General features: G+C 52.7%; 24 protein-coding genes and 1 pseudogene. 13 read left to right on the forward strand and 12 right to left on the reverse strand.

Going from position 1 to position 25,445, the window contains the following annotated elements:
• Positions 1 to 26 precede the first annotated feature (26 nt).
• From EVJ33_RS03680 to EVJ33_RS03690, 3 genes and pseudogenes are all read left to right on the forward strand, one after another.
• On the forward strand, positions 27 to 1,877 hold the full coding sequence (locus EVJ33_RS03680; protein ID WP_131434556.1) for a beta-glucoside-specific PTS transporter subunit IIABC: 1,851 nt from the start codon (positions 27 to 29) through the stop codon (positions 1,875 to 1,877).
• Positions 1,878 to 1,886: 9 nt separating this feature from the next.
• Positions 1,887 to 3,338: a glycoside hydrolase family 1 protein gene (locus tag EVJ33_RS03685; protein ID WP_483297299.1), complete on the forward strand. Its 1,452-nt coding sequence runs from the start codon at positions 1,887 to 1,889 to the stop codon at positions 3,336 to 3,338.
• A gap of 320 nt (positions 3,339 to 3,658) precedes the next feature.
• Positions 3,659 to 5,004, forward strand: a pseudogene (locus tag EVJ33_RS03690) (IS1182 family transposase); the annotation flags it as partial.
• A gap of 231 nt (positions 5,005 to 5,235) precedes the next feature.
• On the opposite strand, the gene EVJ33_RS03695 reads toward EVJ33_RS03690, so the two are convergent.
• Entirely contained in the window at positions 5,236 to 5,670 is a 435-nt protein-coding gene (locus EVJ33_RS03695; RefSeq protein ID WP_131434560.1) for a DUF6188 family protein, read from the reverse strand.
• A 236-nt stretch (positions 5,671 to 5,906) separates the two neighbouring features.
• On the opposite strand from EVJ33_RS03695, the gene EVJ33_RS03700 reads away from it, so the two are divergent.
• Positions 5,907 to 7,424 carry a sensor domain-containing diguanylate cyclase gene (locus tag EVJ33_RS03700; RefSeq protein ID WP_161566889.1) on the forward strand — a complete coding sequence of 506 codons (1,518 nt, stop codon included), beginning with the start codon at positions 5,907 to 5,909 and terminating at the stop codon, positions 7,422 to 7,424.
• On the forward strand, positions 7,421 to 7,939 hold the full coding sequence (locus tag EVJ33_RS03705; protein ID WP_131434564.1) for a hypothetical protein: 519 nt from the start codon (positions 7,421 to 7,423) through the stop codon (positions 7,937 to 7,939). Before EVJ33_RS03700 ends, EVJ33_RS03705 begins: the two co-directional genes overlap by 4 nt.
• 13 nt (positions 7,940 to 7,952) lie before the next feature.
• Here the strand turns inward: EVJ33_RS03705 and EVJ33_RS03710 are convergent, their stop codons facing one another.
• Positions 7,953 to 8,825: an ROK family protein gene (locus EVJ33_RS03710; RefSeq protein ID WP_161566890.1), complete on the reverse strand. Its 873-nt coding sequence runs from the start codon at positions 8,823 to 8,825 to the stop codon at positions 7,953 to 7,955.
• Between the two features lie 150 nt (positions 8,826 to 8,975).
• Between EVJ33_RS03710 and EVJ33_RS03715 the strand changes: the two genes are divergently transcribed.
• Positions 8,976 to 9,587: a class I SAM-dependent methyltransferase gene (locus EVJ33_RS03715; protein ID WP_131434568.1), complete on the forward strand. Its 612-nt coding sequence runs from the start codon at positions 8,976 to 8,978 to the stop codon at positions 9,585 to 9,587.
• Between the two features lie 17 nt (positions 9,588 to 9,604).
• The gene (locus EVJ33_RS03720) at positions 9,605 to 10,267 is read left to right on the forward strand and encodes an NAD(P)H-dependent oxidoreductase (protein WP_131434570.1); all 663 of its coding nucleotides are present in this window, start codon (positions 9,605 to 9,607) and stop codon (positions 10,265 to 10,267) included.
• A 37-nt stretch (positions 10,268 to 10,304) separates the two neighbouring features.
• Here the strand turns inward: EVJ33_RS03720 and EVJ33_RS03725 are convergent, their stop codons facing one another.
• Positions 10,305 to 10,934 carry a nitroreductase family protein gene (locus EVJ33_RS03725; RefSeq protein WP_483297301.1) on the reverse strand — a complete coding sequence of 210 codons (630 nt, stop codon included), beginning with the start codon at positions 10,932 to 10,934 and terminating at the stop codon, positions 10,305 to 10,307.
• Positions 10,935 to 10,936: 2 nt separating this feature from the next.
• Entirely contained in the window at positions 10,937 to 11,383 is a 447-nt protein-coding gene (locus EVJ33_RS03730) for a MarR family winged helix-turn-helix transcriptional regulator (protein WP_131434574.1), read from the reverse strand.
• A 183-nt stretch (positions 11,384 to 11,566) separates the two neighbouring features.
• On the opposite strand from EVJ33_RS03730, the gene EVJ33_RS03735 reads away from it, so the two are divergent.
• The 3 genes from EVJ33_RS03735 to aceA all read left to right on the forward strand — a co-directional run bounded on the left by EVJ33_RS03735 (position 11,567) and on the right by aceA (position 15,393).
• Positions 11,567 to 13,759: a malate synthase G gene (locus EVJ33_RS03735; RefSeq protein ID WP_131434576.1), complete on the forward strand. Its 2,193-nt coding sequence runs from the start codon at positions 11,567 to 11,569 to the stop codon at positions 13,757 to 13,759.
• A complete protein-coding gene (locus EVJ33_RS03740; protein ID WP_131434578.1) occupies positions 13,756 to 14,052 on the forward strand; it encodes a hypothetical protein in 297 nt (98 codons plus the stop codon). The genes EVJ33_RS03735 and EVJ33_RS03740 overlap by 4 nt, the downstream gene beginning before the upstream one ends.
• A 66-nt stretch (positions 14,053 to 14,118) precedes the next feature.
• Complete coding sequence (aceA, locus tag EVJ33_RS03745) at positions 14,119 to 15,393, forward strand: isocitrate lyase (protein ID WP_131434580.1); 1,275 nt, start codon at positions 14,119 to 14,121, stop codon at positions 15,391 to 15,393.
• A gap of 41 nt (positions 15,394 to 15,434) precedes the next feature.
• On the opposite strand, the gene EVJ33_RS03750 is transcribed toward aceA, so the two are convergent.
• Positions 15,435 to 16,631, reverse strand: coding sequence for a LysM peptidoglycan-binding domain-containing protein (locus EVJ33_RS03750; RefSeq protein WP_131434582.1), 1,197 nt, complete (start codon positions 16,629 to 16,631; stop codon positions 15,435 to 15,437).
• Positions 16,632 to 16,909: 278 nt separating this feature from the next.
• On the opposite strand from EVJ33_RS03750, the gene EVJ33_RS03755 reads away from it, so the two are divergent.
• On the forward strand, positions 16,910 to 17,659 hold the full coding sequence (locus EVJ33_RS03755) for a FixH family protein (protein ID WP_131434584.1): 750 nt from the start codon (positions 16,910 to 16,912) through the stop codon (positions 17,657 to 17,659).
• A gap of 33 nt (positions 17,660 to 17,692) precedes the next feature.
• Here the strand turns inward: EVJ33_RS03755 and EVJ33_RS03760 are convergent, their stop codons facing one another.
• Entirely contained in the window at positions 17,693 to 19,318 is a 1,626-nt protein-coding gene (locus EVJ33_RS03760) for an ABC-F family ATP-binding cassette domain-containing protein (protein WP_131434586.1), read from the reverse strand.
• Positions 19,319 to 19,450: 132 nt separating this feature from the next.
• On the opposite strand from EVJ33_RS03760, the gene EVJ33_RS03765 reads away from it, so the two are divergent.
• Complete coding sequence (locus EVJ33_RS03765; RefSeq protein WP_131434588.1) at positions 19,451 to 20,062, forward strand: stage II sporulation protein M; 612 nt, start codon at positions 19,451 to 19,453, stop codon at positions 20,060 to 20,062.
• A 23-nt stretch (positions 20,063 to 20,085) separates the two neighbouring features.
• Here the strand turns inward: EVJ33_RS03765 and EVJ33_RS03770 are convergent, their stop codons facing one another.
• From EVJ33_RS03770 to EVJ33_RS03795, 6 genes are all read right to left on the reverse strand, one after another.
• Complete coding sequence (locus EVJ33_RS03770) at positions 20,086 to 20,769, reverse strand: DNA/RNA nuclease SfsA (RefSeq protein ID WP_161566891.1); 684 nt, start codon at positions 20,767 to 20,769, stop codon at positions 20,086 to 20,088.
• A gap of 41 nt (positions 20,770 to 20,810) precedes the next feature.
• Positions 20,811 to 21,257 (reverse strand): OsmC family protein, encoded by a 447-nt coding sequence (locus tag EVJ33_RS03775; protein WP_131434592.1) that lies wholly within the window; start codon positions 21,255 to 21,257, stop codon positions 20,811 to 20,813.
• A gap of 56 nt (positions 21,258 to 21,313) precedes the next feature.
• Positions 21,314 to 22,552 carry a peptidase T gene (gene pepT, locus EVJ33_RS03780; RefSeq protein ID WP_131434594.1) on the reverse strand — a complete coding sequence of 413 codons (1,239 nt, stop codon included), beginning with the start codon at positions 22,550 to 22,552 and terminating at the stop codon, positions 21,314 to 21,316.
• A gap of 111 nt (positions 22,553 to 22,663) precedes the next feature.
• The gene (locus EVJ33_RS03785) at positions 22,664 to 23,401 is read right to left on the reverse strand and encodes a glucose 1-dehydrogenase (protein WP_131434596.1); all 738 of its coding nucleotides are present in this window, start codon (positions 23,399 to 23,401) and stop codon (positions 22,664 to 22,666) included.
• Between the two features lie 92 nt (positions 23,402 to 23,493).
• On the reverse strand, positions 23,494 to 24,168 hold the full coding sequence (locus EVJ33_RS03790) for an LrgB family protein (protein ID WP_131434599.1): 675 nt from the start codon (positions 24,166 to 24,168) through the stop codon (positions 23,494 to 23,496).
• Positions 24,165 to 24,521, reverse strand: coding sequence for a CidA/LrgA family protein (locus EVJ33_RS03795; protein WP_131434601.1), 357 nt, complete (start codon positions 24,519 to 24,521; stop codon positions 24,165 to 24,167). Before EVJ33_RS03795 ends, EVJ33_RS03790 begins: the two co-directional genes overlap by 4 nt.
• Before the next feature lie 151 nt (positions 24,522 to 24,672).
• Between EVJ33_RS03795 and EVJ33_RS03800 the strand changes: the two genes are divergently transcribed.
• Entirely contained in the window at positions 24,673 to 25,410 is a 738-nt protein-coding gene (locus tag EVJ33_RS03800; protein WP_131434603.1) for a YwqG family protein, read from the forward strand.
• Positions 25,411 to 25,445: the final 35 nt, after the last annotated feature.

Raw genomic sequence — 25,445 nt, forward strand, 5'->3', positions numbered from 1 at the left:
TTACCCAAATTGAAGGAGTGAATAGCATGAGCCAAACAAAAACGCTCGCCGCGGACATCATTCGTCACGTCGGCGGGAAAGACAACGTCAAAAGCGTGTTCCATTGTGCGACACGGCTACGTTTTAAATTGAAAGATGAACAGAAAGCGAATCCCGAGGCATTAAAAAACCATGACGGTGTCATCACGGTCGTCCAAAGCGGTGGTCAGTTCCAAGTCGTCATCGGCAACAACGTTCCTTACGTCTACCAAGACGTGGTCGAGGCAGGTGGATTCCAGACGTCATCGAACGACGATACGGAAAAAACGGGTGTCTTTAACCGTTTGATTGATGTGATTGCGGGGATTTTCACCCCGATTCTCGGTCCGATGGCCGGTAGCGGTCTATTGAAAGGATTGCTCGCCATTCTTGTCGCCCTCGGCTTGCTCACGCAAGACATGGGCACGTACATCGTCTTGAACGCAGCGGCCGACGCGCTCTTCTACTTCTTACCGGTCATTCTTGGCCATTCGGCAGCGAAGAAGTTCGGCGGCAATCCGTATATCGGGATGATCATCGGGGGTGCGCTCGTCTACCCGGCCATCGTCGCGATGCAAGGGGCAGGCGAGTCACTCTCGTTCCTCACGGTTCCGGTCGTCTTGATGAGCTACGCGTCTTCGGTCATTCCGATTATCTTGGCGGCGTACGTGTCATCGAAAGTCGAGACGTTCTTCAACAAACACACGCATGAGGCGGTCCGTAACTTCACGACCCCGATGATGGCCCTCTTGATCGTCGTCCCGCTCACGTTCCTCGCAATCGGTCCGGTCGCGACATACGCGAGCCAAGGACTCGCCGGCGGCTATTCGTTCTTATATGAACTTAGCCCGGTCGTCGCCATCGCCTTCATCGGCGCGTTCTGGCAAGTGCTCGTCATGTTCGGTCTCCACTGGGGGCTCGTGCCGATTATCATCAACAACTTGGCGGTCGTCGGCATGGATACGATTGTCGTCGGGGTCCTCATGGCGACATTCGGTCAAGTCGGAGCGACACTTGCCATCACATTGAAGGCGCGTGACGCGAAAACAAAAGGGCTCGGGACATCATCGACGATTGCCGGCGTGTTCGGCATCACCGAACCGGCGATTTATGGATTGACGCTCCCACGTAAAAAACCGTTCGTCTTCGGGATGGTTGGCGGTGCGGCCGGCGGGGTCGTCGGCGGTATGCTCGGTACGGCAGCTTATGCGATGGGTGGCCTCGGTGTGTTCAGCATCCCGGTCATGATTCCGGCGACGGGCCTCGATATGACATTCTATGGTGCGTTAATTGGGATGGCAGTCGCCACACTCGTCTCGTTCGGACTCACGTTCGTATTCCATAAAGAAGTCGAGACAGGTGAAGCGACAACGGCAGAAGTAGCACCGGCCGTCTCAAAACACGTCGGTTTCCCGGTATCGGCTCCAGTCAGAGGAGAAGCGGTTTCCCTCGAGACCGTTCGCGATGAAGTGTTCTCAAGCGGCGCGATGGGGAAAGGACTTGCCATCATGCCGACAGAAGGGATCGTCTATGCCCCATTCGATGGTGAAGTCGTCACAGTCTTCCAATCGAAGCACGCCATCGGCCTCCGCTCGAATGGCGGCGTCGAAGTATTGATCCATGTCGGAATCGATACGGTCCAACTCGGTGGAAAACATTTTGAAACGTTTGTCCAAGCTGGACAGCGTGTGACCGAGGGTGATGTATTGGTGAAATTTGATTTAGAGGCTATCGCCCAAGCCGGTTATGACACGATTACCCCGGTCATTGTCACGAATACAGGGAATTACTTAGATGTCTTGCCGACACATGTCGGCATTGTCGAACCAAACCACGACGTCTTGCGCGTCTTAGCCTAAAAGGAGGAAATGAACATGAAACAAGTAGCGAAAAACTTTTTATGGGGTGGCGCCACGGCGGCGAACCAATTTGAAGGTGGGTACCAAGAAGGTGGCAAAGGGCTCTCGATTGCGGATGTGATGCCAGGGGGCAAGGATCGGATGAAAATCATCCATGACCCGACGTTCGATTTCGAGTTGCATGACGAGTACACGTACCCGAACCATGAAGGGATCGACTTCTATCATCACTACAAGGAAGATATCGCCCTCTTCAAAGAGATGGGCTTCAAGACGTTCCGCATGTCGATTGCGTGGTCGCGCATCTTCCCGAACGGGGATGAGCTCGAGCCGAACGAGGAAGGGCTCAAATTCTATGACCGCGTCATCGATGAGCTCGTCGCACAAGGAATCGAGCCACTCGTCACAATCTCACATTACGAGTTGCCACTCCATTTGGCGACAGCATACGGGGGTTGGCGCGATCGTCGCCTCGTGACATGCTTCGAACGGTACAGCCGTGTCTTGTTCGAACGTTACAAAGGTAAGGTCAAATATTGGCTCACGTTCAATGAAATCAACGGGGCCCAGTTCATGCCGATGCTCAGTCTCGGGATGGCGATCCGCGAAGGGGACGACCAGTTGCAATTGACGTACCAAGGTTTGCACCATCAGCTCGTCGCGAGCGCGCTCGCGACAAAAGCGGCGAAAGAAATCGATCCGTCGATGCAAATCGGCTGCATGCTCATCGCAGCGCCGGTCTATCCGTACAGCTCGAATCCGGAAGACATCTGGTATGCACACGACGCCGAGCGTATGATGAACTTCTTCTGCGGCGACGTTCACGTCCGCGGTGAATATCCGTCGTTCGCGAAACGATTCTTCCGTGAGAACGGGATCGAACTCGTGATGGAAGATGAGGACCTTGAGACGCTGAAAGCGAACACGGTCGACTTCTTCTCGCTCAGCTACTATATGTCACGTACCGAGAAAGCAGAGAAGACGGAAGAAGAGGCAGCAGGGAACATCATGAGCGGAATAAAAAACCCTTACCTCAAGGCGAGCGACTGGGGTTGGGAGATCGATCCGATGGGACTTCGTGTCATTTTGAATAAACTGTATGAGCGCTATGAATTACCGCTCTTCATCGTCGAGAACGGTCTCGGCGCTTATGACAAAGTCGAAGCGGACGGTTCGGTCCATGACGATTACCGGATCGAGTACTTGCGTGACCATTTGAAAGCGATGGTGGAGGCAATTGAAGATGGAGTCGACGTCATCGGTTATACGAGCTGGGGTTGTATCGATCTCGTGAGCGCGTCGACCGGGGAATATAGCAAGCGTTACGGCTTCATCTACGTCGATAAGCATGACGACGGGTCGGGAACGCTCGAGCGTTCGCGGAAAGACTCGTTCTTCTGGTATCAAGACGTCATCCAGACGAACGGAGCGAGCTTGTTCGAAGATGAGACGGTAAAATAAAAAAGAGCGGCCGTGGCCGCTCAGCTTGTTGACTAACATCAATAGAATCGCTCGTCCTTCCGGCGCCCACGCTTTCCGCAGGCAATCCCGGAGCCGCATCGCGACTTGCGTCGCTGCTGGGTCTCCGTTGGATTGCTCTCCTGCAGGAGTCGGGGCGCCGTCGGGCGAGCAATGCAAACGGTCGCCGTCAGGTGGCCGTTTGTCTTTTTCTGAGGCCTCGATGGCTGAAGAAAAAGTCCAGGACATGTTCTTCGAACCGGGGAAAACGGGAAAAGGCAGATAGACACCGAACCCGTCCGATGACTAGGGAGGAACCCGACATGTACCGTGCCCATCCGGAGAAGAGACATGAACCGATCCAGACGCAGACCACCTTGGACCAATTGGTCCCGCAGGACCACCTCGTCCGAAAGCTCGACCGCCACATCGATTTCTCGATCGTGCACCGCCTTTGCGCGCCCCTGTACTCGAACACCGGAACGCCCGGCATCGATCCCGAGATCATCATCAAGATCATCCTCCTCGGCCCGCTGTTCAACATCCGTTCCGTCCGCCAGACGGTCAAGGAGGTCCAGACGAACCTCGCCTATCGCTGGTTCCTCGGGCTCGGGATCGACGAGAAGGTACCCGACCATTCGACGATCAGCCAGGCCTATCGGCGCCGCTTCCAGGGGAACGACGTCTTCCAACAGATTTTCGAGGACATCGTGGGCCAGGCCGAAGCCCACGGCTTCGTGTCAGGGCGCATCCTGATCACCGACTCGACCCATATCCGTGCCAACGCGAACAAGAAGAAGTTCGACAAGGTCGAGGTCGAGCGTGTGGTGAACGCGATCGAGGGCGAGCTTCTCGACCGGGTGAACGAGGAACGGTCGGACCGGGGAAAAAAGCCCTGAAGCCCGCATCACCGAAACGGGAGAGCCGGTTCATCAAGGTGAGCCGGACCGACCCGGACGCGGGCTACATGTATCGTGACCAGAAGCCGGAAGGCTTTTTCTGGCTGGCGCACCGGACGGTCGACGCCAAACACAACTTCATCGTCGACGTGCACGTCACGCCCGGGAACGTGTCGGACAGCACCGTCTACGTCGCCCGTCTCGAGCACATCCTCGGCCGGTTCGCCTTTCCGTTAGAAGCGGTCGCCCTGGATGCCGGGTACTTCACGACCGAGATCGCGAAGGCGCTCGTCGAGCACGGTGTCTTCGGCGTCATCGCCCGGCGTCGCTTCGGCGGGAAGAAGGGGATGTACCGGAAGACGAGCTTCAACTATGTATCAGAAGAGGACGTCTATGTCTGCCCGGCGAAACAGCGTCTCACCTATCGCACGACCGACCGACACGGCTATCGCCACTACGCCTCCGACCCCGCCATCTGCCAGAACTGTCCGCTTCTCGAGAAGTGTACGTCCAATCGCGCCCACCGGCGCGTCATCACCCGTCATCTTGACGAAAGCTACCGCGAAGCGGTGAACCAGAACCGGCTGTCCGCATCCGGACGAACCCTCTATCGCCTCCGGCCCCAGACCGTGGAGCGCTCGTTCGCCGACGCGAAAGAGCTTCACGGGCTCCGGTTCACGTTCTACCGAGGGACCGATAAGGTCCAGCGCGCCAACCTTGTGGCAGCCATCGCACAAAACATGAAGAAGCTGGCCAACCTGTTGGCCGAGAAAGACCGTCTACATAGCATTTCTTCAATTTTATGTCGGGCAGAGCGCCTCGAGCACATGGAACACAAAAAAAGACGAACCAAATCGCGATGGGCGATTTGGTTCGTCAACAGCCTGAGCGGCCGTGGCCGCTCTTTTCTTATGCTTTCGTGACTTTGCGTAAGAGGATGATGGCGAGACTGACGCCACCGGCAATCAACATATATGTGAGAATCTCCGTCCAGGCTGCCATCAGACATCTTCCTCGGCAAAAACGGCCAAGTCCCCTTGAGGCATGGCGACGAGTAAGAAATGTTCGCCTCCGAGCGGACGGGCGTCTCCGGCCTGCCAACTTTCATACTGTTCGTGATAGCCGTTCACGAACAAGACGGCTCCAGATTCAAATGTTAGTTCAAGGTTGGGGTTGTCTTCAGATAACCGGATGGAACGGACACGTTCACGCCGGAGTCCGACGAGGTGATGGAGTTGTTCATCTTCGTTGAACGATGGACCGGATGAATGGACGTACCAAGGTCCTTCAATCGAGAGCCATGACTCGTTGCCGTCTCGGTTGAAATAGAGGAGATGATGGTTGGGGCCGGAGCCAAAATCGATTCCAACGAAGGAAGACGCGTTAAATAGATGCTGTAAAATCTGTGTTGCTTCAAGATGTTCGGTACGGGTCACGCTTCCACCTCACTTTAATGGGTTAGTTAATTCCATCATTTCACGTTACTCCGCTAAAGTAAATGAAAGGATTATGTGAAATCACTCATACGTAAAAAAACGTCAGCTCTACATTTTTTGGGAAATATTGCAATCGATTTAAAAAATTGGTCAGTGATTGGACGAATAAAGTCCCGGTTTCGATGATTCGACTTATAATCAAATAGTTAGATGAATTGATGAAACGAGGGGTAACCATGGTTTATGGCTTATTGATTGGCGGCATCGTCCTCATCACGATCGTCCTCAACGTCCTCCGGTTGATGACGACCCCCGCTCTGAATCGCTGGCTGCTGGCCGGTACGAGCAGTCTTGTTGTGATGTGGCACGGGGTGTTGTTCGATTTTTATGATTTGCATTGGTCCGTGCTGTTATTGATGATGACGGGACTCGTCTGCTTTCACTGGAAAGGCATGGTTGCAGCCATTTTGGTCGGGTGGATCTTGGTGTACAGCCAATCGGGAACGTTGTCGTTTCCGCTCTTACTCAGTTATATCTTCTTCGGATTAGGCGCCGCGTTGCTCTTCGGTTACGTCAAGCAGTTGAAGCGTGAGCGGTCGGGACGGTTACGGATGTTGACGGCGAGTTCTCGCCAATTGAACGTGTTCCGGGAAGTCAGTTTTACGATGCAAGACACGCTCGATCCGGATCGGTTGCTACAAACAATCTTGACATCGGTGACAGCCGGGCACGGGCTCGGATTTAACCGATCGATCATCTTCTTCGCGGATTTAGAAAAGGATAGCATCTACGGAGTCATGGGAATGGGACCGATGAATCCAGAGGACGGTTTTCAGATTTGGGAAGAAATCACGAAACAACACATTGACCTTCAAGGACTGATTGATGAGAAAGAGACGGACTCGACGCACGATGAGCAGTTGAACGAACGGATTCGGAAAATGACGATCCCATTTCATGGAGATCATCTGTTCAAACAGGCACTCGACTCTGGGCGGCCGCTCCACGTCTACGCAAGCATCACCGACGATCCTGTGCTGCGGATGTTACATACCGATTTGCAAATGGATGAGTGTACGATTTTCCCGCTCCATCATCAAGGTATCCCATACGGACTCCTCGTGATCGATAACGTCGTCAACAAGAAACCGATCACCCCTCAAAAGATTGATAGCGTTCGCCCAATCGCGGAACAAGCCTCGCTTGCCCTTCATCAAACGACGCTCTATCAGCGGATTGAGACGTTGGCGCTTCGTGACGGCTTGACGCGTCTCAAAAACCATCGCTCATTCGAACAAGATTTGGACGTCTTGTTCCGGGAATGCGAAACAGACGAACTATCATTGATTGTCATGGATATTGACCATTTTAAACACTTCAACGATACGAACGGTCACTTGGCCGGAAACGAGTTGCTCACGCGACTCGCGAGTGTCATTCGCCGAAGTGTGCCGGATGAACAGATGGCCTATCGGTTCGGGGGCGAAGAGTTTGTCGTCCTGTTGCCGCAGTATGACGAGGTCGAGGCGGCACAGGTGGCGGAGACAATCCGTACCGCCGTGCTCAAAACGAACTTTATGAATGGAGAAAGTCAACCGGGTGGGCAGTTGACGCTCAGCTTCGGTGTCGCTTCGAAGCACACGCTTCATGAACAGTCCCTCGAACAGTTGATTGAGTGCGCCGATCAAGCGTTGTATGCAGCCAAATCAAAAGGGAAAAACCAAGTCTGTCGTTGGGAAGGGGTGCCGTTATGACCGAATTTAGCGTTATGATCATGACCGTCGCCTTTATCGGTTCGATTTTATTAACGAGTCAGCCGTGTTATCGTTTGGTGACAGGTAACCTTGCGAAACGACACGCTGCGACGCTCGGTGTATCATTGAAAGACGTCTCATTCTCGTTCGACCAAATGGTGTATTTCATCGCGTTGCCGACGACGATTCCAGAGGTCCGCGATGCGGCGAAAGAGGAATTGGTCGTCGAACCATATTATGAGTCTTACTTCTTTCCGGAAGTGAACGGCGTGCAAGTCTCCGTAAAATCGGAATCAGCAGTGATTCCCATCGCCTATTTGCCGATTGACGACTTCAGCCTTCCTGTGCTGGATCGATATTTAGAGACCGGCAAAATCAATGAGCGCGTCAACCGGACGATTCGGGAACATATGATTGTCCATGGCCGCACGCTCGAAGCAATTCGAGACGAGGTGTATCATCAACTTCATGAAGACCGCCTGGCACAATTAAAGGGTTTCCATCTCAGACCGTGATGGAAACCCTTTTTTACTTCGTCAACATATGAAACCGTGCGGCACCAATCAAATTGGCCTCGTTGAAATGGGCGCACGTCTCGAGATCGATGCGGAACGTCCCAAACGCGTCGCACAGTGCGTCCAAGTGTCGCTTGATGCCGTCCCGCACTTCAGGACGTCGGCTGATGCCGCCCCCGATTAAGATCAGATCCGGGTCGAGCCCGAACTGGAGATTGTAGATGCCGATCGCGTTCCAGCGATAGAAGCGCTCTAATTCTGTATGGATGACCGGATTGGTTTGAAGCGCGAACACATCTTTTCCGGTGAGCGGGCGACCGAGTTGCTCGCTGCAACGCTTGACGAGAGCGGCGGTAGCGCCGATTTTACTCCACGTCCCATCTGGATGGGGAAGAGACGGGTCGAGAATCCAATAGCCGAACTCCCCTCCGTGGAAATGGGAACCGACCATGAGGACGTCCGAATCGACGAAGGCTCCGCCGATGCCTGTTCCGATGACGACCGTCGCATACCGTTTCACGGATGCGGCCGCGCCGGTCCATCCTTCCGCGAGTGCTGCCGCATTGGCATCGTTCAAGACGGTGACGGGCAAGTCGTACCGGTCTGCGAACGCTTGTAAGAAAGGGCGATTATGGATATACGGCAATGCGCTGATTCCATGAATCACGCCGGTCGTCGAGTCGACAGAGCCGGGCGCGCTGAAGGCGATTCCGTCGAGCGGGGCCTCGCCGGTCGCTTCGTTAAATATCACATCGACTTGTTCGAGCAAGCCTTCCCACGTCGCAGGGGTGGGGACGTGTTTGTTCGACAAGAGGTTGCCGTCGGCTTGGACGACTCCGTATTTGATACTAGTACCACCAATATCGATGGCTAAATAATGTTGCATACTGCTCGACTCCTTTATGTGGGGGATGACAAAAGTATTATGACACATTTCAAGGTCAAAATATGATAAATTTATAGGTACAAATTTATGTCATAGACAGTTCTACAAATCAAAAGAAAATGGCCGCGCCATCCAAGAAAGGACACATTCATGACTGAACAAGACTATGAACGATTGCTTCAAATCGAGACGGCGAAACCGCAACAAGGGTTCCCGGCCTCGGCCGAATATCATCGTTATGAACCGACCCCATACGAGGCGCTCGACTTGTTGCGTGACGCGTATCCGCTCGCGGCCACGGATACGGTCGTCGATTTTGGTTCGGGCAAGGGACGCCTCCCGTTTTATCTCGCTTATACGTTCCGAGTCCGAGCCATCGGTATCGAGATGGACGGTGGCTTCCACGAGGCGGCGCTCGCGAACTGGATGAATTACGCCAAGAAATACAGGACGCGGGGAAGTGTCCAGCTCGTCCGCGGCTACGCCGAACAGTTTGAGGTGCCGGTTGAGGCGAACCGCTTTTATTTCTTCAACCCGTTCTCGGTGAACGTGTTCCGGCAGGTCGTTGCGAACATCATCGACTCGGTCGAACGCGAGCCGCGACCGGTCGATCTCATCCTCTATTATCCAGCCGACGAGTACTTACATTTTTTGAATGACGAGACGCCTTTCCGCTACGTACAGGACGTTCGCTTGCCGTTAAAGAATCTTCATGAGCGCTTTCTTATTTATCGGTTTGATATGATGGAGTCATCTTGGTAAATGGGGAGTGGATCATCGTGAAAAAAGAAGAGATTTTAGATGCGTATCGTTGGCGACAAGCGACGAAAGAGTTCGACGCGGACCGAAAAATCGATGAGGAAGATTTCGAATTCATCTTGGAGACAGGCCGCCTGTCACCAAGTTCCTTCGGCTTCGAGCCTTGGCAGTTCGTCGTCATTCGCCGCGAGGACTTACTCCAAAAGATCAAAGACCATGCGTGGGGTGCGCAAGGACAGGCGTTGACGGCGAGCCATTTCGTATTGATTTTGGCGCGGACGCCTGAAGCGATGCGTTATGATTCGGAATACTTGCGCCACATCATTACGGGCGTCCAAGGACGGACCGAAGACGAGTACGCCCTCCGGGTGAAACGTGTCCGTGAGTTCCAAGAACAAGATTATCGACTGTTGGACGACGAGCGTGTGTTCCAAGAGTGGATTAAGCGTCAGACGTACATCCCGCTCGGCAACATGATGACGGCCGCCGCCCAAATCGGTGTCGACTCGTGCCCGATTGAAGGATTCAATCAAGCGGAAATCGATGAATTATTGATCTCGGAAGGTGTCATGGAACGAGGCGCCTGGTCGCTCTCGGTCATGGTCGCGTTCGGACATCGGGCCCGCGACTTCGCGCCGAAAACACGTCGCGATTTCAATGAAGTCGTCAAATATATCGGATGAAAAAAAGCTCAGCAACGTGACGTTGCTGAGCTTTTGCTTATTTCCAGTCGGTGATGCGATCGATTGGGAAGCGGACCGATTGGTAACCGTCTTCCGCTGCTTTTCCGATTGAGAGGAGCATGACCGGAAGATAGCGCTCTTTCTCAAGACCGAACGCTTCCGCGATATTCGCTTTGTCATAGCCGCCGATCGGGTTCGTATCGTAGCCGTGGGCGCGGGCGACGAGCATGAGTTGCATCGCGACGAGACCTGAGTCGAGCAAGATGCTGTCTTTGACAGACTCTTTCGGGGCGTCTTTGAAGATGCCTTTAATCATCTCAACTTGACGGTCGCGGACTTCTGGTGGCATGAGGCCACGCTCGACAGCCGTATCAAAGATTTCTTGTGTGTAATCGGCCATCTGGTAGTCGGCAAAGATGGCAATCACAGCAGATGACGTCTCGACTTGGCGTTTATTGAAACTTGCGAGCGGGAGGAGCGTGTCTTTGCCTTCCGCGCTATCGATGACGACGAAGCGCCACGGTTGAAGGTTGAGTGATGACGGTGCCGTCGTCGCTTCCTCCAGAATTTGTGTCATCTCTTCTTTCGAGATTTTGACGTTCTCATCATAGACGCGAATCGAGCGGCGTCCCTTGACGATTTCCATAAAGTCTTTCTGTGTTGTCATGTTCATATAAAAGTCTTCCTTTCATGTTGAATGTTAGTTTGTAACGTATTTAAAAGTTCGAGTAACTGTCGTTGCTCCTCTACCTTCATGTTTACAAAAAGTCGGTCCGATAAGCACTTCTTTTGCTCGGTCCAATGTGCAATCCGCTCCCGACCGACATCGGTCAAGTCGACATAAATGACCCGATTGTCTTGGAGGCAGCGTTCGCGCGTGATCAACCCTTGTGTCTCGAGCTGTTTCAAATGTCGCGTGATGGCGGCATGGTCGACCCCGACCCGTTGTTGCAGTTCACGCTGACGCAAAGAGCCGACGTGATGCAAGTTGCTTAAAATATCGAAGCGAGTCGAGCTGAGCCCGTCCATTTCCGTATCGAACAGTTGGGCCAGTTCTTTTTGTACGGTGATGACGTGGTAGAGAATCTCATCGCTGAGCGAACAAGCGTCGCGCATCGGGTATCCTCCTTTAAAAAACTAATTGATAAATCAATCATTGATAGGTCACACATGTATAGTAATCGGTTTTGAGAGAGAACACAAATAAAAAGTTTCAAAAAAACTGTTGTCAAACTGTTATATAATAGTCTATATTATAGTCAACTGATATATAACAATTGGATGGGAGGATGTGACGGCTTGGAACATTACAAACAAGTAGGTACTTATCACGTACATGAAACACTGCTCGACTTCATCTCGGCTCGCATACTACCTGAAGAAGAGGCACGGCAACACTTTTGGCATGGGGTCGAACGTATACTCGATGTGTTCATTCCTCGAAATGAATCACTGCTTCAAGAACGCGAGTCATATGAGCGACTATTACAGGAATGGTACAGCGAGCACAAGCAAACCTTTGATCTCACAGATTACGAGCGTTTTCTTCGATCTATCGATTACATCGAAGCAACCGTCCCTGATTTTAATATCGACGTTTCTGGTGTCGATTTAGAAATAACAAGACAAGCTGGACCACAACTCGTCGTTCCACTCGACAATGCGCGCTATGCGTTGAATGCGGCAAACGCCCGCTGGGGGAGTCTCTATGACGCCTTGTACGGAACGGACGTCATCGACGAAGAGGACGGAAAAACGAAGTCGAGCGGCTATAATCCGATTCGAGGAGCGGCGGTCATCGCGTACGCCAAACAATACCTCGACGAGACGTTCCCGCTTCGAACAGGTTCACATCGGGACGCGGAAGGGTATACGGTTCGCGCCGATGAACCATATGCCATCATCAATGGACGAGACGTCCCATTCGCAACCGATTGTTTCATCGGTTACGTCGGGAATCCAAATCATCCAACGAGCTTGGTGCTCGTCCATAACGGGCTCCACGCTGAACTGAAATTTGACCGGAATCACCCGATCGGCCGTACGGATGGCGCAGGGCTAACCGATATTGAACTCGAGTCGGCCTTGTCGGCCATCGTCGACTGTGAGGATTCGGTCGCGGCCGTCAACGCTTGGGACAAGGTCCACCTCTACAAAAACTGGCTCGGACTGATGGATGGTACGCTCGAAGCAACATTCTCAAAAGAAGGTCGACCGCTCACTCGGAAGTTGAACCCTGACCGGAAGTATATCGGGAAAGATGGGCGTGAAGTCACGCTTCCGGGCCGATCGCTCCTCTTTATTCGAAACGTCGGTCACTTGATGACGACAGACTTGATGCTCGACGCGGAAGGACATGAAGTACCGGAAGGCATTTTGGACGGGATTTTCACCGCGCTCATCGCGAGCCGCCACCTCGATACCAGACAAAATTCCCGTGAACGCTCCATCTATATCGTCAAACCGAAGATGCACGGCTCGAAAGAAGTGGCGTTCACAAATGATTTGTTCAACGCGATTGAAGATGTACTCGAGTTGCCGCGTCATACGCTCAAAGTCGGCGTGATGGACGAGGAGCGGCGCACGTCGCTTAATTTGAAAAACTGCATCGAGCAAGTGAAGGAACGCATCGTCTTCATCAATACCGGATTCCTCGACCGGACCGGCGATGAGATTCATTCGTCGCTCACCTTCGGACCGATGCGAAAGAAAGGCGAGATGAAGACATCGGAGTGGCTTGACGCTTATGAACGTCTGAATGTCCAAATTGGACTTGACACAGGATTCCATCAACGCGGACAGATCGGGAAAGGGATGTGGGCGATGCCCGATCGGATGCGCGATATGATGCGTGAAAAAATCAATCATGTCCGGTCCGGGGCGACGACAGCCTGGGTCCCATCGCCGACAGCCGCGACGCTCCACGCGCTACACTACCATCAAATGGATGCGTTCGGGGTCCAACGTGAGTTCATCGGTCGTTCATTTGATCCAACCACCGAGCGGGGCCGTCTGCTTGAAGTACCACTTGCCACACGTCTTTATACAGATGAAGAAGTGAACGAGGAGCTCGAGAACAATTTGCAAGGGTTGCTCGGTTACGTCGTCCGTTGGGTCGAGCAAGGTGTCGGTTGCTCCAAAGTGCCCGATATCCATCATGTCGGCTTAATGGAAGACCGAGCAACGCTCCGTATTTCGAGTCAACATGTCGCTAACTGGCTATACCATGGAATTTGTAGCCGGGACCAAGTCGAAGCGACACTTTACCGGATGGCCGAGGTCGTCGACGCGCAAAACGCAGCGGATCCTCACTATCGTCCGATGACGCCAGAGGTAGACCGCTCGATCGCCTATCAAGCGGCGAGAGACTTAGTGTTCGAAGGAGATGCGTCGCCAAACGGGTATACGGAACCGATCTTGCATCGGCGGCGTCGAGAATTTTTAGGTCAAATATCATTAGAACCGAATTTAAAAGGAGGAGCATCATCATGACAACGAAAAAAATCGAAAGTGAACAGTTGATTGAACGTTGGGTCGTCCGGCGGATCGTCTCGGGAGAATCGACCTCGGCGCTCGCCAACACGGCGTTCGTCTACGGGAACGATTTGATGCGCCTCGTCCTCGACCGGACCGATGGGTCGCTTCAAATCATGAGAGAGCCGGTCGAAGAAGTCGTCGTGTTCCGCAAACCAGAGGAACGGGATGAGGAAAACGTCTGTCGTTGCTGCGGCATGGAGCACTCGTCATTCAAAGCGGCACTCGAATGCTGCGCCTACTTGGATTAAATGTGCACTATCTGTTATATAACAAATTAAATTTATTAAATCTAATATGATACAGGAGGAACGGATATGAATGAGCAACGCATGCAACTCGAGGAGATTTTTCAATCAGAACGGTTTGACGGGGTCGAGCGTCCTTATGGAGTCGACGACGTCATGAAGCTTCGTGGATCGGTCTTAATTGAGCATACGCTCGCGACAAAAGGGGCCGAACGATTATGGAAGTTACTCCATGAACGAGACTACGTCCACGCACTTGGAGCGCTCACTGGCAATCAGGCGATCCAACAAGTGAAGGCGGGGCTTGAGGCCATTTATTTGAGTGGCTGGCAAGTCGCTGCCGATGCGAACTTGTCGGGGCATATGTACCCGGATCAAAGCCTGTACCCAGCCAACTCGGTGCCGAGCGTCGTCAAACGGATCAATCAGGCGTTACAACGGGCCGACCAAATCCAAACGGCGGAAGGAAAAGGGGACACGCAATGGTTCGCTCCGATTGTCGCCGACATGGAGGCTGGTTTCGGCGGTGTGCTCAACGTGTTCGAATTGACGAAAGCGATGATTGAAGCGGGTGCGGCCGGTGTCCACTTAGAGGATCAACTGTCTTCAGAGAAGAAGTGCGGTCACCTCGGTGGGAAAGTGTTGCTCCCGACACAGACGGCCGTGAAAAACTTGATTGCGGCACGTCTCGCGGCAGACGTCATGGGCGTCTCGACGATTATCGTCGCCCGGACCGATGCCCACGCTGCGAACTTGATTACGAGCGATATCGACCCAATCGACCATCCGTTCATCGTCGGTGACCGGACGCCAGAAGGATTTTATCGGACCGAGGCCGGCATCGAGCAGGCAATCGCCCGCGGTCTCGCTTATGCGCCTTATGCCGATCTTGTCTGGTGCGAGACGTCTGAACCTGATTTGGATGAGGCGCGTCAATTTGCGGACGCGATTCACGCAAAATATCCAGGGAAACTGCTCGCTTACAACTGCTCACCTTCGTTCAACTGGAAGAAGAAGCTGTCGGACGAGGAGATTGCGACATTCCAGCAAGAGATTGGTGCGATGGGGTACAAGTTCCAGTTCGTCACACTCGCTGGCTTCCACTCGCTCAACTTCGGCATGTTCGAACTTGCGCGCGGCTACAAAGACCGTGGGATGGCCGCCTATTCCGAGTTGCAACAAGCCGAGTTCAGTGCAGAACAGCACGGTTACACGGCGACACGTCACCAGCGCGAGGTCGGGACAGGGTATTTCGATGAGGTGTCTCTCGTCATCTCGAGCGGTCAGTCGTCAACGACGGCACTGGCCGGATCGACCGAGGCAGAGCAGTTTGAAGTGAAATAAAGCAATCAAAAAGATGATGCCGCGGCATCATCTTTTTGCATTCAACGCGGAATCGTGAGTACTTGCCCGACGCTGATCAAGCTGACGTTCGTAATATTGTTAGCGGCCGCGATTTTCGCGACAGTGGTGTTATACATCGTCGCAATCTTGTAGAGTGTGTCCCCTGATTTGACGGTATATTTCACGGTCGTCGCAGGTGGTGGTGTGACGGTCATACCTGGGATGACGAGCACTTGTCCGACGTAAATGGAGTTGACGTTCGTAATGTTGTTGGCGGCGGCAATTTTAGCGACGGTCGTTTTATACAGAGTGGCAATCTTATAGAGCGTGTCGCCAGATTTGACCGTATATTTGACGGTCGTCGTAGGTGGAGGAGTTACAGTCGTACCTGGGATGACGAGTACTTGTCCGACATAGATGAGACTATAGTTTGTAATTTTGTTGGCAGCGGCGAGCGCCGAGACAGTGACGCCGTAAGTCCGGGCGATGCTGTAAAGGGTATCACCTGACTTGACAGTATACGTTTTGCTGGTAGATGTGTTTTGGTAAGCGAGCAATTGGGAGACGGTGACGAACTTGTAGCCTTTCGCTTTCAGTTGCGAAATCATCGTCGGCAAGGCGAGCGGTGTACCTGGCGCACCAGCACCGGTGTGCATCAAGACGATTGAACCAGGTTTAATGTTCGTTTGGACTTTGGTGTTAATCTGAGTGGCAGTGAGTCCTTTCCAATCAATCGTGTCAATATTCCATTGGATTGTATAGCCGTAGCCGGCAGCGCCGACTCCGCTTAAGACAGCGCTATTGACGGCGCCGAACGGTGCCCGGAAAATCGGTTTCGTCGTTTTACCGGTAATGGATTTGATTTTTGCTTCCGTCCGATCAAGTTCTGATTTCATTTGCGTGGCGGTCAACTTTGTGAAGTCTGGATGGGTATACGAGTGGTTACCGAGTTGGTGACCTTTAGCTGCGATGTTTTTAATGTATTGGGGATGGTTAGCGGCGCCCGATCCAGTCAAAAAGAAAGTGGCTTTGACATTGTTCTTGGCAAGTATGTCCAAAATCTTATTCGTATTCGCACCATCCGCTCCGTCATCGAACGTCAATGCCACGACTTTACTCGTCGTGTTCACACTCGTGATGAATTTCGAAGCGGCGGCGTCAGCCGATTTTGGATAAGCGACTAACGGTGCCAACATGATCAATACAGCCATCAACATGCGCACAAATTTGCTTTTCATTTTGGTTTCGCCTCCAGTCTTAGGTGTATGTATCTTGATGTTAAGGCTTTCCAAATATTTACCTGTGTATATATTTTATATACCCTTCTTTCGATGTAAGATGTCGTAAAGTCTCATAATAGGTAAAGGAATTTTTGGATAATGACCCTCAATATTTGTGTTCAATTTATGAGTGATAAACGCGTCAAATATCACACAATTCTCACACATTTCCTAATAAAGGGTGCTATCATGAACAATGTGTGAAGAATGTAAGCGATTGAATAGGGGGATTCATGATGAGACAAACAGTGAAACGAATCGGGATGGCGACCGGAATAATTGGTTTGTTCGTCCTTGGGGCGTGCGGGGCAGATGAAGCGACTAACAGTACGGAGACGGTGCAGTCGATGGAACCAGTCGAAGCAGAATTAAACGTGCCGGCGACAGCCGACAAAGACGAAGCGGTCACGTTGGCCGTTCGTGTCACTCAAGAGGGAAAAGCGGTCGATGACGCGGACGAGATTAAGTTCGAGGTCTGGAAAAATGGCGCCAAGGAAGAGAGCGAGATGATGAAAGCGTCGCTCACAGAAGATGGCGTTTATGAGGTGGAGACGACGTTTGCTGAAGAGGCGGTCTACACGGTGCAAGTCCATGTGACGGCCCGTGCGATGCACACGATGCCGACGACGAACGTGACGGTCGGTCATCCGGAGACAGCAGCGGAAGCCGAGGCTGAAGAAGATCATCACCATCACGCCGGAGCGGATATCGTCCTCGATCCAAAGCAAGCTGTTGCCAATGAAGTACAACCGTTCACTGTCAACGTCGAGATTGAGCACGAGGCGTTAACGGGTGCGGACGTCCAACTCGAAGTGTTTAAAGACGGGGCGGACAAGCACGACTGGGTGAAGCTCGAGGAAACGGAAGGCGGAAGTTATGCAGGTGAGCATACGTTCCCTGAAGCGGGCACATACAACGTTCAAGTCCACGTGACAAAAGGACACGACATCCATGAACACATCATGGAGACGGTCGAGGTCAAATAAAAAAATCGATCGGCCGCGGCCGATCGATTTTTCTTATGCGTTCTGATAGAGTGATTCGACTTGCTGTTGGAGCGATTCGTTCTCGAGGAACTCGTCGTACGTCGCTTCTTTGTCGACAATCCCGTTCGGCGTCACTTCGATGATGCGTGTGGCAATCGTCGAGATGAGCTGATGGTCATGTGAGCTGAAGAGGAGTACGCCTTTGAACGTCTCGAGCCCATTGTTGAGCGCCGTGATCGACTCGAGGTCCAAGTGGTTCGTCGGATCGTCGAGGACGAGGACGTTCGAGTTCGAGAGCATCATTTTCGAGAGCATGCAACGCACTTTCTCTCCCCCTGAGAGGACAGATGCTTTCTTCATGACTTCTTCGCCTGAGAAGAGCATACGACCGAGGAAGCCGCGAAGGAACGTATCCGACTCGTCGGCTGGAGAGAACTGGCGTAACCAATCCAAGATGCTCTTATCCGAGCCTTCGAAGTATTCCGAGTTATCTTTCGGGAAGTACGACTGTGTCGTCGTCACACCCCATTTGACCGTACCTGCGTCCGGTTCCATCTCGCCCATGATGATTTTGAAGAGTGTCGTGATGGCGACGTCTGAACGGCCGACGAATGCGACTTTGTCCGTCTTGTTCAGTGAGAACGTGACGTTGTCGAGCACTTTGACGCCGTCGATTGTTTTCGAGATGTTGTCGACGTAGAGCACGTCGTTCCCGATTTCACGTTCCATCGAGAACCCGACGAACGGGTAGCGGCGTGACGACGGACGGATATCGTCGAGCGTGATTTTATCGAGCAACTTCTTACGCGACGTCGCTTGACGCGCCTTCGAGGCGTTCGAGCTGAAACGGGCGATGAAGTTTTGAAGCTCTTTGATCTTCTCTTCTTTTTTCTTGTTCTGGTCGTTGGCCATGCGTGAAGCAAGTTGGCTCGACTCGTACCAGAAGTCATAGTTCCCGACGTACAATTGAATCTTGCCGAAGTCGAGGTCGGCCATGTGCGTACAGACTTTGTTCAAGAAGTGACGGTCGTGGGATACGACGATGACGGTGTTCTCGAAGTTGATCAAGAACTCTTCGAGCCACTGGATCGCTTTGAGGTCAAGACCGTTCGTCGGCTCATCGAGGAGAAGAATATCAGGTTTGCCAAACAATGCTTGAGCAAGGAGGACTTTGACTTTCTCGCCACCTGTGAGCTCGCTCATGAGCTTGTGGTGGGATGCGTCGGTGATACCGAGTCCTTGAAGGACCATGGCAGCTTCCGATTCGGCTTCCCAACCATTCATCTCGGCGAATTCGCCTTCGAGTTCAGCAGCGCGCATGCCATCTTCGTCAGAGAAATCTTCTTTCATGTAGATGGCGTCTTTCTCTTTCATGACTTGATACAAACGCTCATGGCCCATGATGACCGTCTCGAGTACCGCTTGGTCTTCGTACGCGTAATGGTCCTGTTTGAGGACAGCGAGGCGTTCGCCAGGTGAAAAGCTGACGTCACCTGTTGTCGTGTCTTGCTCACCGGCAAGAATTTTTAAAAATGTTGACTTCCCGGCGCCGTTTGCGCCGATCAAGCCGTAACAGTTGCCTGGTGTGAACTTGATGTTCACGTCTTCGAACAACTTGCGCCCACCGAATTGGAGACTTACGTTATTTACTGTAATCATGTATAGGATCCCTCGTTTTTCTGATTAGTTTACGACGTGTATTGTATCACGTTTTTTGAAAACGCGCAGTCGTGGGTAAAAATGAAACAAACGTTGACGAGATTCGTATAGCTTGATAAGGGAGGAATTCAAATGAAAACATCGCTATCCATTCGCGAGGCGTGGTCGAACTATTATCGGAACGACTTTCTGCGTCTGTGGATTCTTTTCATCGTCACCGGCATCGGGTCGTATTTTCTATTCCGAGCTGTCATCGCCCCTGAACAAGTGGACGAAATTTTAGCCCAGCTCGGCGAATCGTTTGAATCACAAGGATTGACGTTTGATTCGAGCGCACGCGAGACGATGATCGCCCTATTCGTGAACAATACGCGCGTCACGTTGCTCGCTTTCCTGCTCGGGATGATTCCGCTCTTCATCCCGTACGTGTTCGTCGTCATCAACGCCGCGGTCATCGGCCTAGTCGCCATGCTCGTCGGATTTGCCGGAGAATCCGTGATTCAGGTCATCGTGCTCGGGATTTTGCCGCACGGTGTCACTGAAATTTCTGCCATCTTGCTCGGGGCGGCGATGGGGTTGTCGCTTAACCGGTACATCTGGAAGAAACTGCGTGGGAAAGAAACGGACGTCACGTTCAAGGCGTTGTTCGTGGTAGGCGTGAAAATGTTCTTCGTCGTCGCGGTACCACTCCTCGCCATCTCTGCTGTCATCGAGGCATACGTGACACCGCTGTTATTACAGTAAAAAAGCCATCAGCGATGGCTTTTTTATTTAAAATGAGGCGTCGTCTCGACACAGCTGTTCAAACGAATCCCTTCCGCCGATATGGCAGCGTTCACTTGCCAGATTTCAAGCCCGTCCGCAATCGCGTCGCGAATCAGCTGGCGAATTTTTGAGTCATGTCTCCGATTCGGATTGCCGGTGAAGACGGGCGCATCATACAAGAAGACATACAGCAGGACGGCCCGTTTGGTTTCCGGCAACGTCGCAATGAGCGTCTCGAGATGCCGCATCAACCGTTCGCTCTCGACCGGTCTCGTCACCGCACGTCGCTCAACGTGAGGGAGCGGCGTCACAAACAATTCAGCTAGGGGCGCCTTCACTTCCATGTAGACGCCATCGACCTTGAAATCAATCCGTGACGCACCGACGACCGTCTCTCGTTCCACATGTCTCGGAGAAGGAAAAGCTGAAATCACGTTCGTCTGCAAACAATGTTCGACGAAATCGTTGACGCGCCCTTGATGAATTCCGATCCATTGTCGGTCCGCGTCAATCGAGATGGCCTCCACCGTGAAGGCGGTGTTCCGTCGCGGGTCGTCCGTCGTGGAGACGAGGCAAGGGACCCCGTCAAAGACGAGGTCACCGATGCGGCCGGTGACCGGACAGTGACAGGCGACGACGGTGTCGCCGAGCAACACGTCCATCAGGAACCGATTGCGGCGTTTCAAGATGACCCCTTCCTGCAAGGGGGATACAAAGCGATACATCGTCAGACGACGCGCGTGACCGTCGTGTCGAGCTCGAACGTGACATTGCCGGCCAAGGCGCGTGAAATCATACAAGAGTCCTTCGCTTTTTTAGCAATCCGTTCGACGATTGTGATGTCACGGTCTGTGGCCGTTTTGGGGACGTTGATACGTGTCGTGTAGCGAATCGTCTCATACGTGAAGACTCCGTTTGTCACGTCGACGATGCCTTCGGCGTCAATCGTGATGCCTTGATGCGGCAGGTCACTCCGTCCGAGCATAGCCGCAAGTGTGATGATATAACAGGTCGCCGCGGCACCGAGCAGCATCTCATCCGGGTTCGTGCCGATGCCAGGACCGTCCATTTCCGGGGGAATCGAAATTTGTGTCTTTAACCGTTCGGCCTCGAGCGTCCCGACGTCGTTGCGTCCGCCGGTCCAGTCGAGGTTCATTTGAAACGTATGCTTCATAAAAAAATCGCCTCCAATGTCTCTATTCTAAAAGAGAACGGTTGGAGGCGCATGTGTTATGCTCGCGCGCGTTCAGCGAACGTGCGGAGCGTCCCGATGATGACGTGGGTCGCTTTTTCCATGTTGTTGACGGAGACGTACTCGAACTTGCCGTGATAGTTCTCGCCGCCCGTGAAGATGTTCGGGGTCGGGAGTCCCATATACGACAGTTGTGAACCGTCCGTCCCGCCGCGAATCGGCTCAATTTTCGGATCGATGTCGAGTTCGCGCATGACGTCGGCGACGGTGTCAACGATGTGTTTCACCGGCTCGATTTTCTCGGCCATGTTGTAGTATTGATCGTCCATCTTCAAGTCGACGCGCGCTTCGCCGTATTTCTGTTTCCATTCGACGACAAGCTTTTCAAGCAACGCTTTGCGTGCCTCGAACTTCGTTCGGTCGTGGTCACGGATGATGTATTGCAGCGTCGTCGTCTCTACGTCGCCAGAGAAGCCGTTCAGATGGAAGAAGCCTTCATAGTCGCTCGTATGCTCTGGTGCCTCATCGGCCGGAAGGCGGTTGTGGAACGCCATTGCCAGTTTCATCGAGTTCACCATCTTGTTTTTAGCACTGCCCGGGTGAACGTTCGTCCCGTGGAACGTGACCGTCGCCCCGGCGGCATTGAAGCTCTCGTATTGCAGTTCGCCGAGCGGACCGCCGTCCATCGTATAGGCGAAGTCGGCGTTGAAGCGGGCGACGTCGAATTTATGTGGTCCTCGTCCGATCTCTTCGTCCGGTGTGAAGGCGATTCGGACCGGTCCGTGCGGAATCTCCGGATGGGCCAGTAAGTATTCGATCGCGGTGACGATCTCGGCCATGCCGGCTTTGTCATCGGCACCGAGGAGCGTCGTCCCGTCTGTCGTGATGAGCGTATGCCCGACGTAGCCGTCAAGTTCAGGGAAGTCGCGTGGGGACAAGATGACATTGAGTGCCTCGTTCAAGACGATATCGCCGCCCTCGTAATGCTCGACGAGTTGCGGGTTGACGTTCGTCCCGGTGAAGTCGGTCGCCGTATCGACGTGGGCAAGCAGGCCGATTGTCGGAACGTCATGGTCGACGTTACTCGGAAGGGTGGCGAACAAGTAGCCATATTCATCCGTCTCGACGTCTTCGAGTCCAATCGCTTTCAACTCAGCCTCGAGATGACGAATCAAGTCCCACTGTTTCGCCGTTGAGGGTGTCGTTTCACTCGTAAAGTCGGACTGTGTATCAATTTTTGCATACGTGATTAAACGTTCAATTAATTTCGATTGCATGGTCTGCCTCCTCTAATGAATCTATCTCATTTAGTGTAGCATGAGAGCCGTTTTGTGAAGTATCGAAATTGTTTGAAAATAAAAAGAGAGGCGCGATGGCCTCTCCCTGGATTACTGGACGATGACGCCGCCATCGATGACGAACTCGGCCGCGGTAAAGTAACTCGATTCTTCTGATGCGAGGAACAAGACGAGGTTCGAGACGTCGCCCGGTGTGCCGATTCGTTTAAGCGGTACCGTCTCTGCCATCTGTCTGACGATTTCTTCGACACCCGGTTGCATAATCATCGGTGTCTCAATTAAGCCCGGGTGAATCGAGTTGACGCGAATCCCATCAGCTGCGACTTCAAGCGCGATCGCTTTCGTCATCCCTCGCACCGCGAATTTCGAGGCGACGTATGCGGCCCCACCCAGACCAAGAATGCCTGAAATGGACGAGATATTGATAATCGATCCATGTCCTGCTTTCCGCATCGATGGAATGACCGATTTCATACCGAGGAACACACCGACTTGGTTAATGTCGATGACTTTGCGGTAATCGGCTTCGGACAACTCGTCAAGTGTATGCGTCAATGCGATGCCGGCGTTGTTGACGAGAATCGTGATCGGGCCAAACTTTGCTTCGGCGGTCTTCACCGCACTCTCCCAGTCTTCTAGTTTGGTGACGTCGTGTTTCAAGAAAACGACAGCCTCACCGAGTTCTTTGGCGAGCGCTTCGCCTTCATCCACTAAAATGTCGGTAAACAATACGTGTGCACCTTCCGCTACGAGCTTCCGTACGTGGGAGGCACCCATTCCGCGGGCCCCACCGGTCACAAATGCGACTTCACCTTGTACACGTCCCATTGTCCTTCCTCCTTTTCAAACAAGAAAGCACCGTCTCTCTATATTATAATATGCGTTATTACATATTATGAAGTAGTTTGACCGTGAAATAGTTAGAAAAGAAGGGGGAGGAGAAACGGCAACACAAATGACGTGAAGATGGCAGATAGACCCATCGCGGCGCCGCCTGTCGCCCCAGACAGTGGATGTTCTGTGGCGGCTTGGGCCGTTCCGATGCCGTGGCTGAGCGTTCCGAGCGCCAATCCGCGCGTGAACGGGTCGGTCACGTTGAAGAGTGTGAGAATCGTCGGACCGAGCATGGCCCCGAGGATTCCGCAAGCGACGGCGACCGACGCGGCGAGCGCGGCATCACCTTGTAGTTGCCGCGCCAATTCCAGTGCGATCGGTGACGTCACCGATTTGACGGACAAGGCGAGCAAGACGTGATCTGTCAATTGGAGCGCGGTCCCTAACCCGACAGCGACGAAAATCGTCGACAGCGTCCCGAGCATAATGGCCCCGAGTGCCCGTTTCGCGCGCGCGAGCAAGATGGGCAAGTTGCGATAGAGTGGTAATCCGAGTGCGACCGTGGCTGGTCCGAGCAACGTTGTGATGGCGTCCCGGGCCGGTGCGTACGTACCATACGTCTGTCCGGACAAAAGTAACACCACAATCAACGTCGCCGTACTCAAGAAGACAACGTTCGTGAACGGGGACGCCCATTTGAAGGACAGTTTGCGGCTCAACATATAGACACCGATAGTGACGAGCACCCAAAATAACGTCATGACGCTTCACCTCGTCTTCCTGAGATGAGTGCGGTGACGATGAGGCCGACGAATAGACTGATGATCAAGGCGGCAAAGAGCGGCACACCTTCCGCCTTTAATAAATCACTGTACGACATGAGTCCGACCGCAATCGGGATGAAGAAGAAGGCGAGATGCTTCGTTAAAAAACCAGCGCTGTCTTCAATCCACTCGACCCGGATCAGTTTGGTCATCAATAAGAGCAACAAAAGCACCATGCCGATGACACTTCCAGGAATTTTTAAATCAAGCGTAGCGACGATCCAATTTCCGAGTGTGCTCAAGCCAAACAAGAGCGAAAGGCCAATCACCCATTTGATGAGACGTTGCATATATGACATCCTTTCGCGAATAAGTTCAAAACGTATGCATTTTCTCAAGTTTCCTTCGTTCGGTCAAGATAAAGGCTATATCAAAAACGATCAAGGGTACACACGTTCGGTATGGTAGACTACTTTTATCATATCTGAATGAGGTGTTCGAATGGAACTTCAATCAATCAAACAGTTTATTGAACAACACGGGCTTGAACAGGGGGACGACATCTTAGCGGCATTCACGAAGCGCATCAACTTGAAGCTTGTACCCCGAACGACACGAGAAGAAGTCGCAATCGGTCACTCGAAATTTGGTGGCTATCCGGATTTACCGAGTGCGTCGGACCATCCAGGAGAGAATTTGACGTTTTTGGCGCAATTTCGCTTGAGCGACTTCGCGGGCTATGAGTCGGTCGAGGCGCTTCCGAAAGAAGGACTCCTGTCTTTCTTTTACGATATGGAAGAACAACCGTGGGGTGACGCGGACGAACGTCACTTATGGTGCGTCATTTATACGGAAGAGACGAGATTAGAACGCATCCGCGTCGGTGAAGCACTCAATGAGCGAGCCGTCGCGTTCGAGGAGTCCTACGCCCCGAACGTTGATACACTATTCAATCTCATGACGGAAGACGAGTACATCATCCTCGAAGAGTTGTTCGATGAAGGCGAGGTGCACGCGATTGGCGGACATCCGGACGAAATACAAAACGATGTGTTCGAAGAAATTGAAGACGCGTACGGTGACCGTTTCAGCGACCCGTTTCTTCTCTTCCAGATGGACTCGACAGAAGAACTCGACGTCATGTTCGGTGACGCCGGGACTCTCTATTTCCTCATTCCGACCGATGCACTCCGCGCTAAACGGTTTGAAGAAACTGAAATCATCATGCAATGTCACTGAACACAAAAAGAGAGTTGACCACGGCGGTCAACTCT

The organism is Exiguobacterium sp. SL-10 (assembly GCF_004337025.1).
Classification (GTDB): domain Bacteria; phylum Bacillota; class Bacilli; order Exiguobacteriales; family Exiguobacteriaceae; genus Exiguobacterium.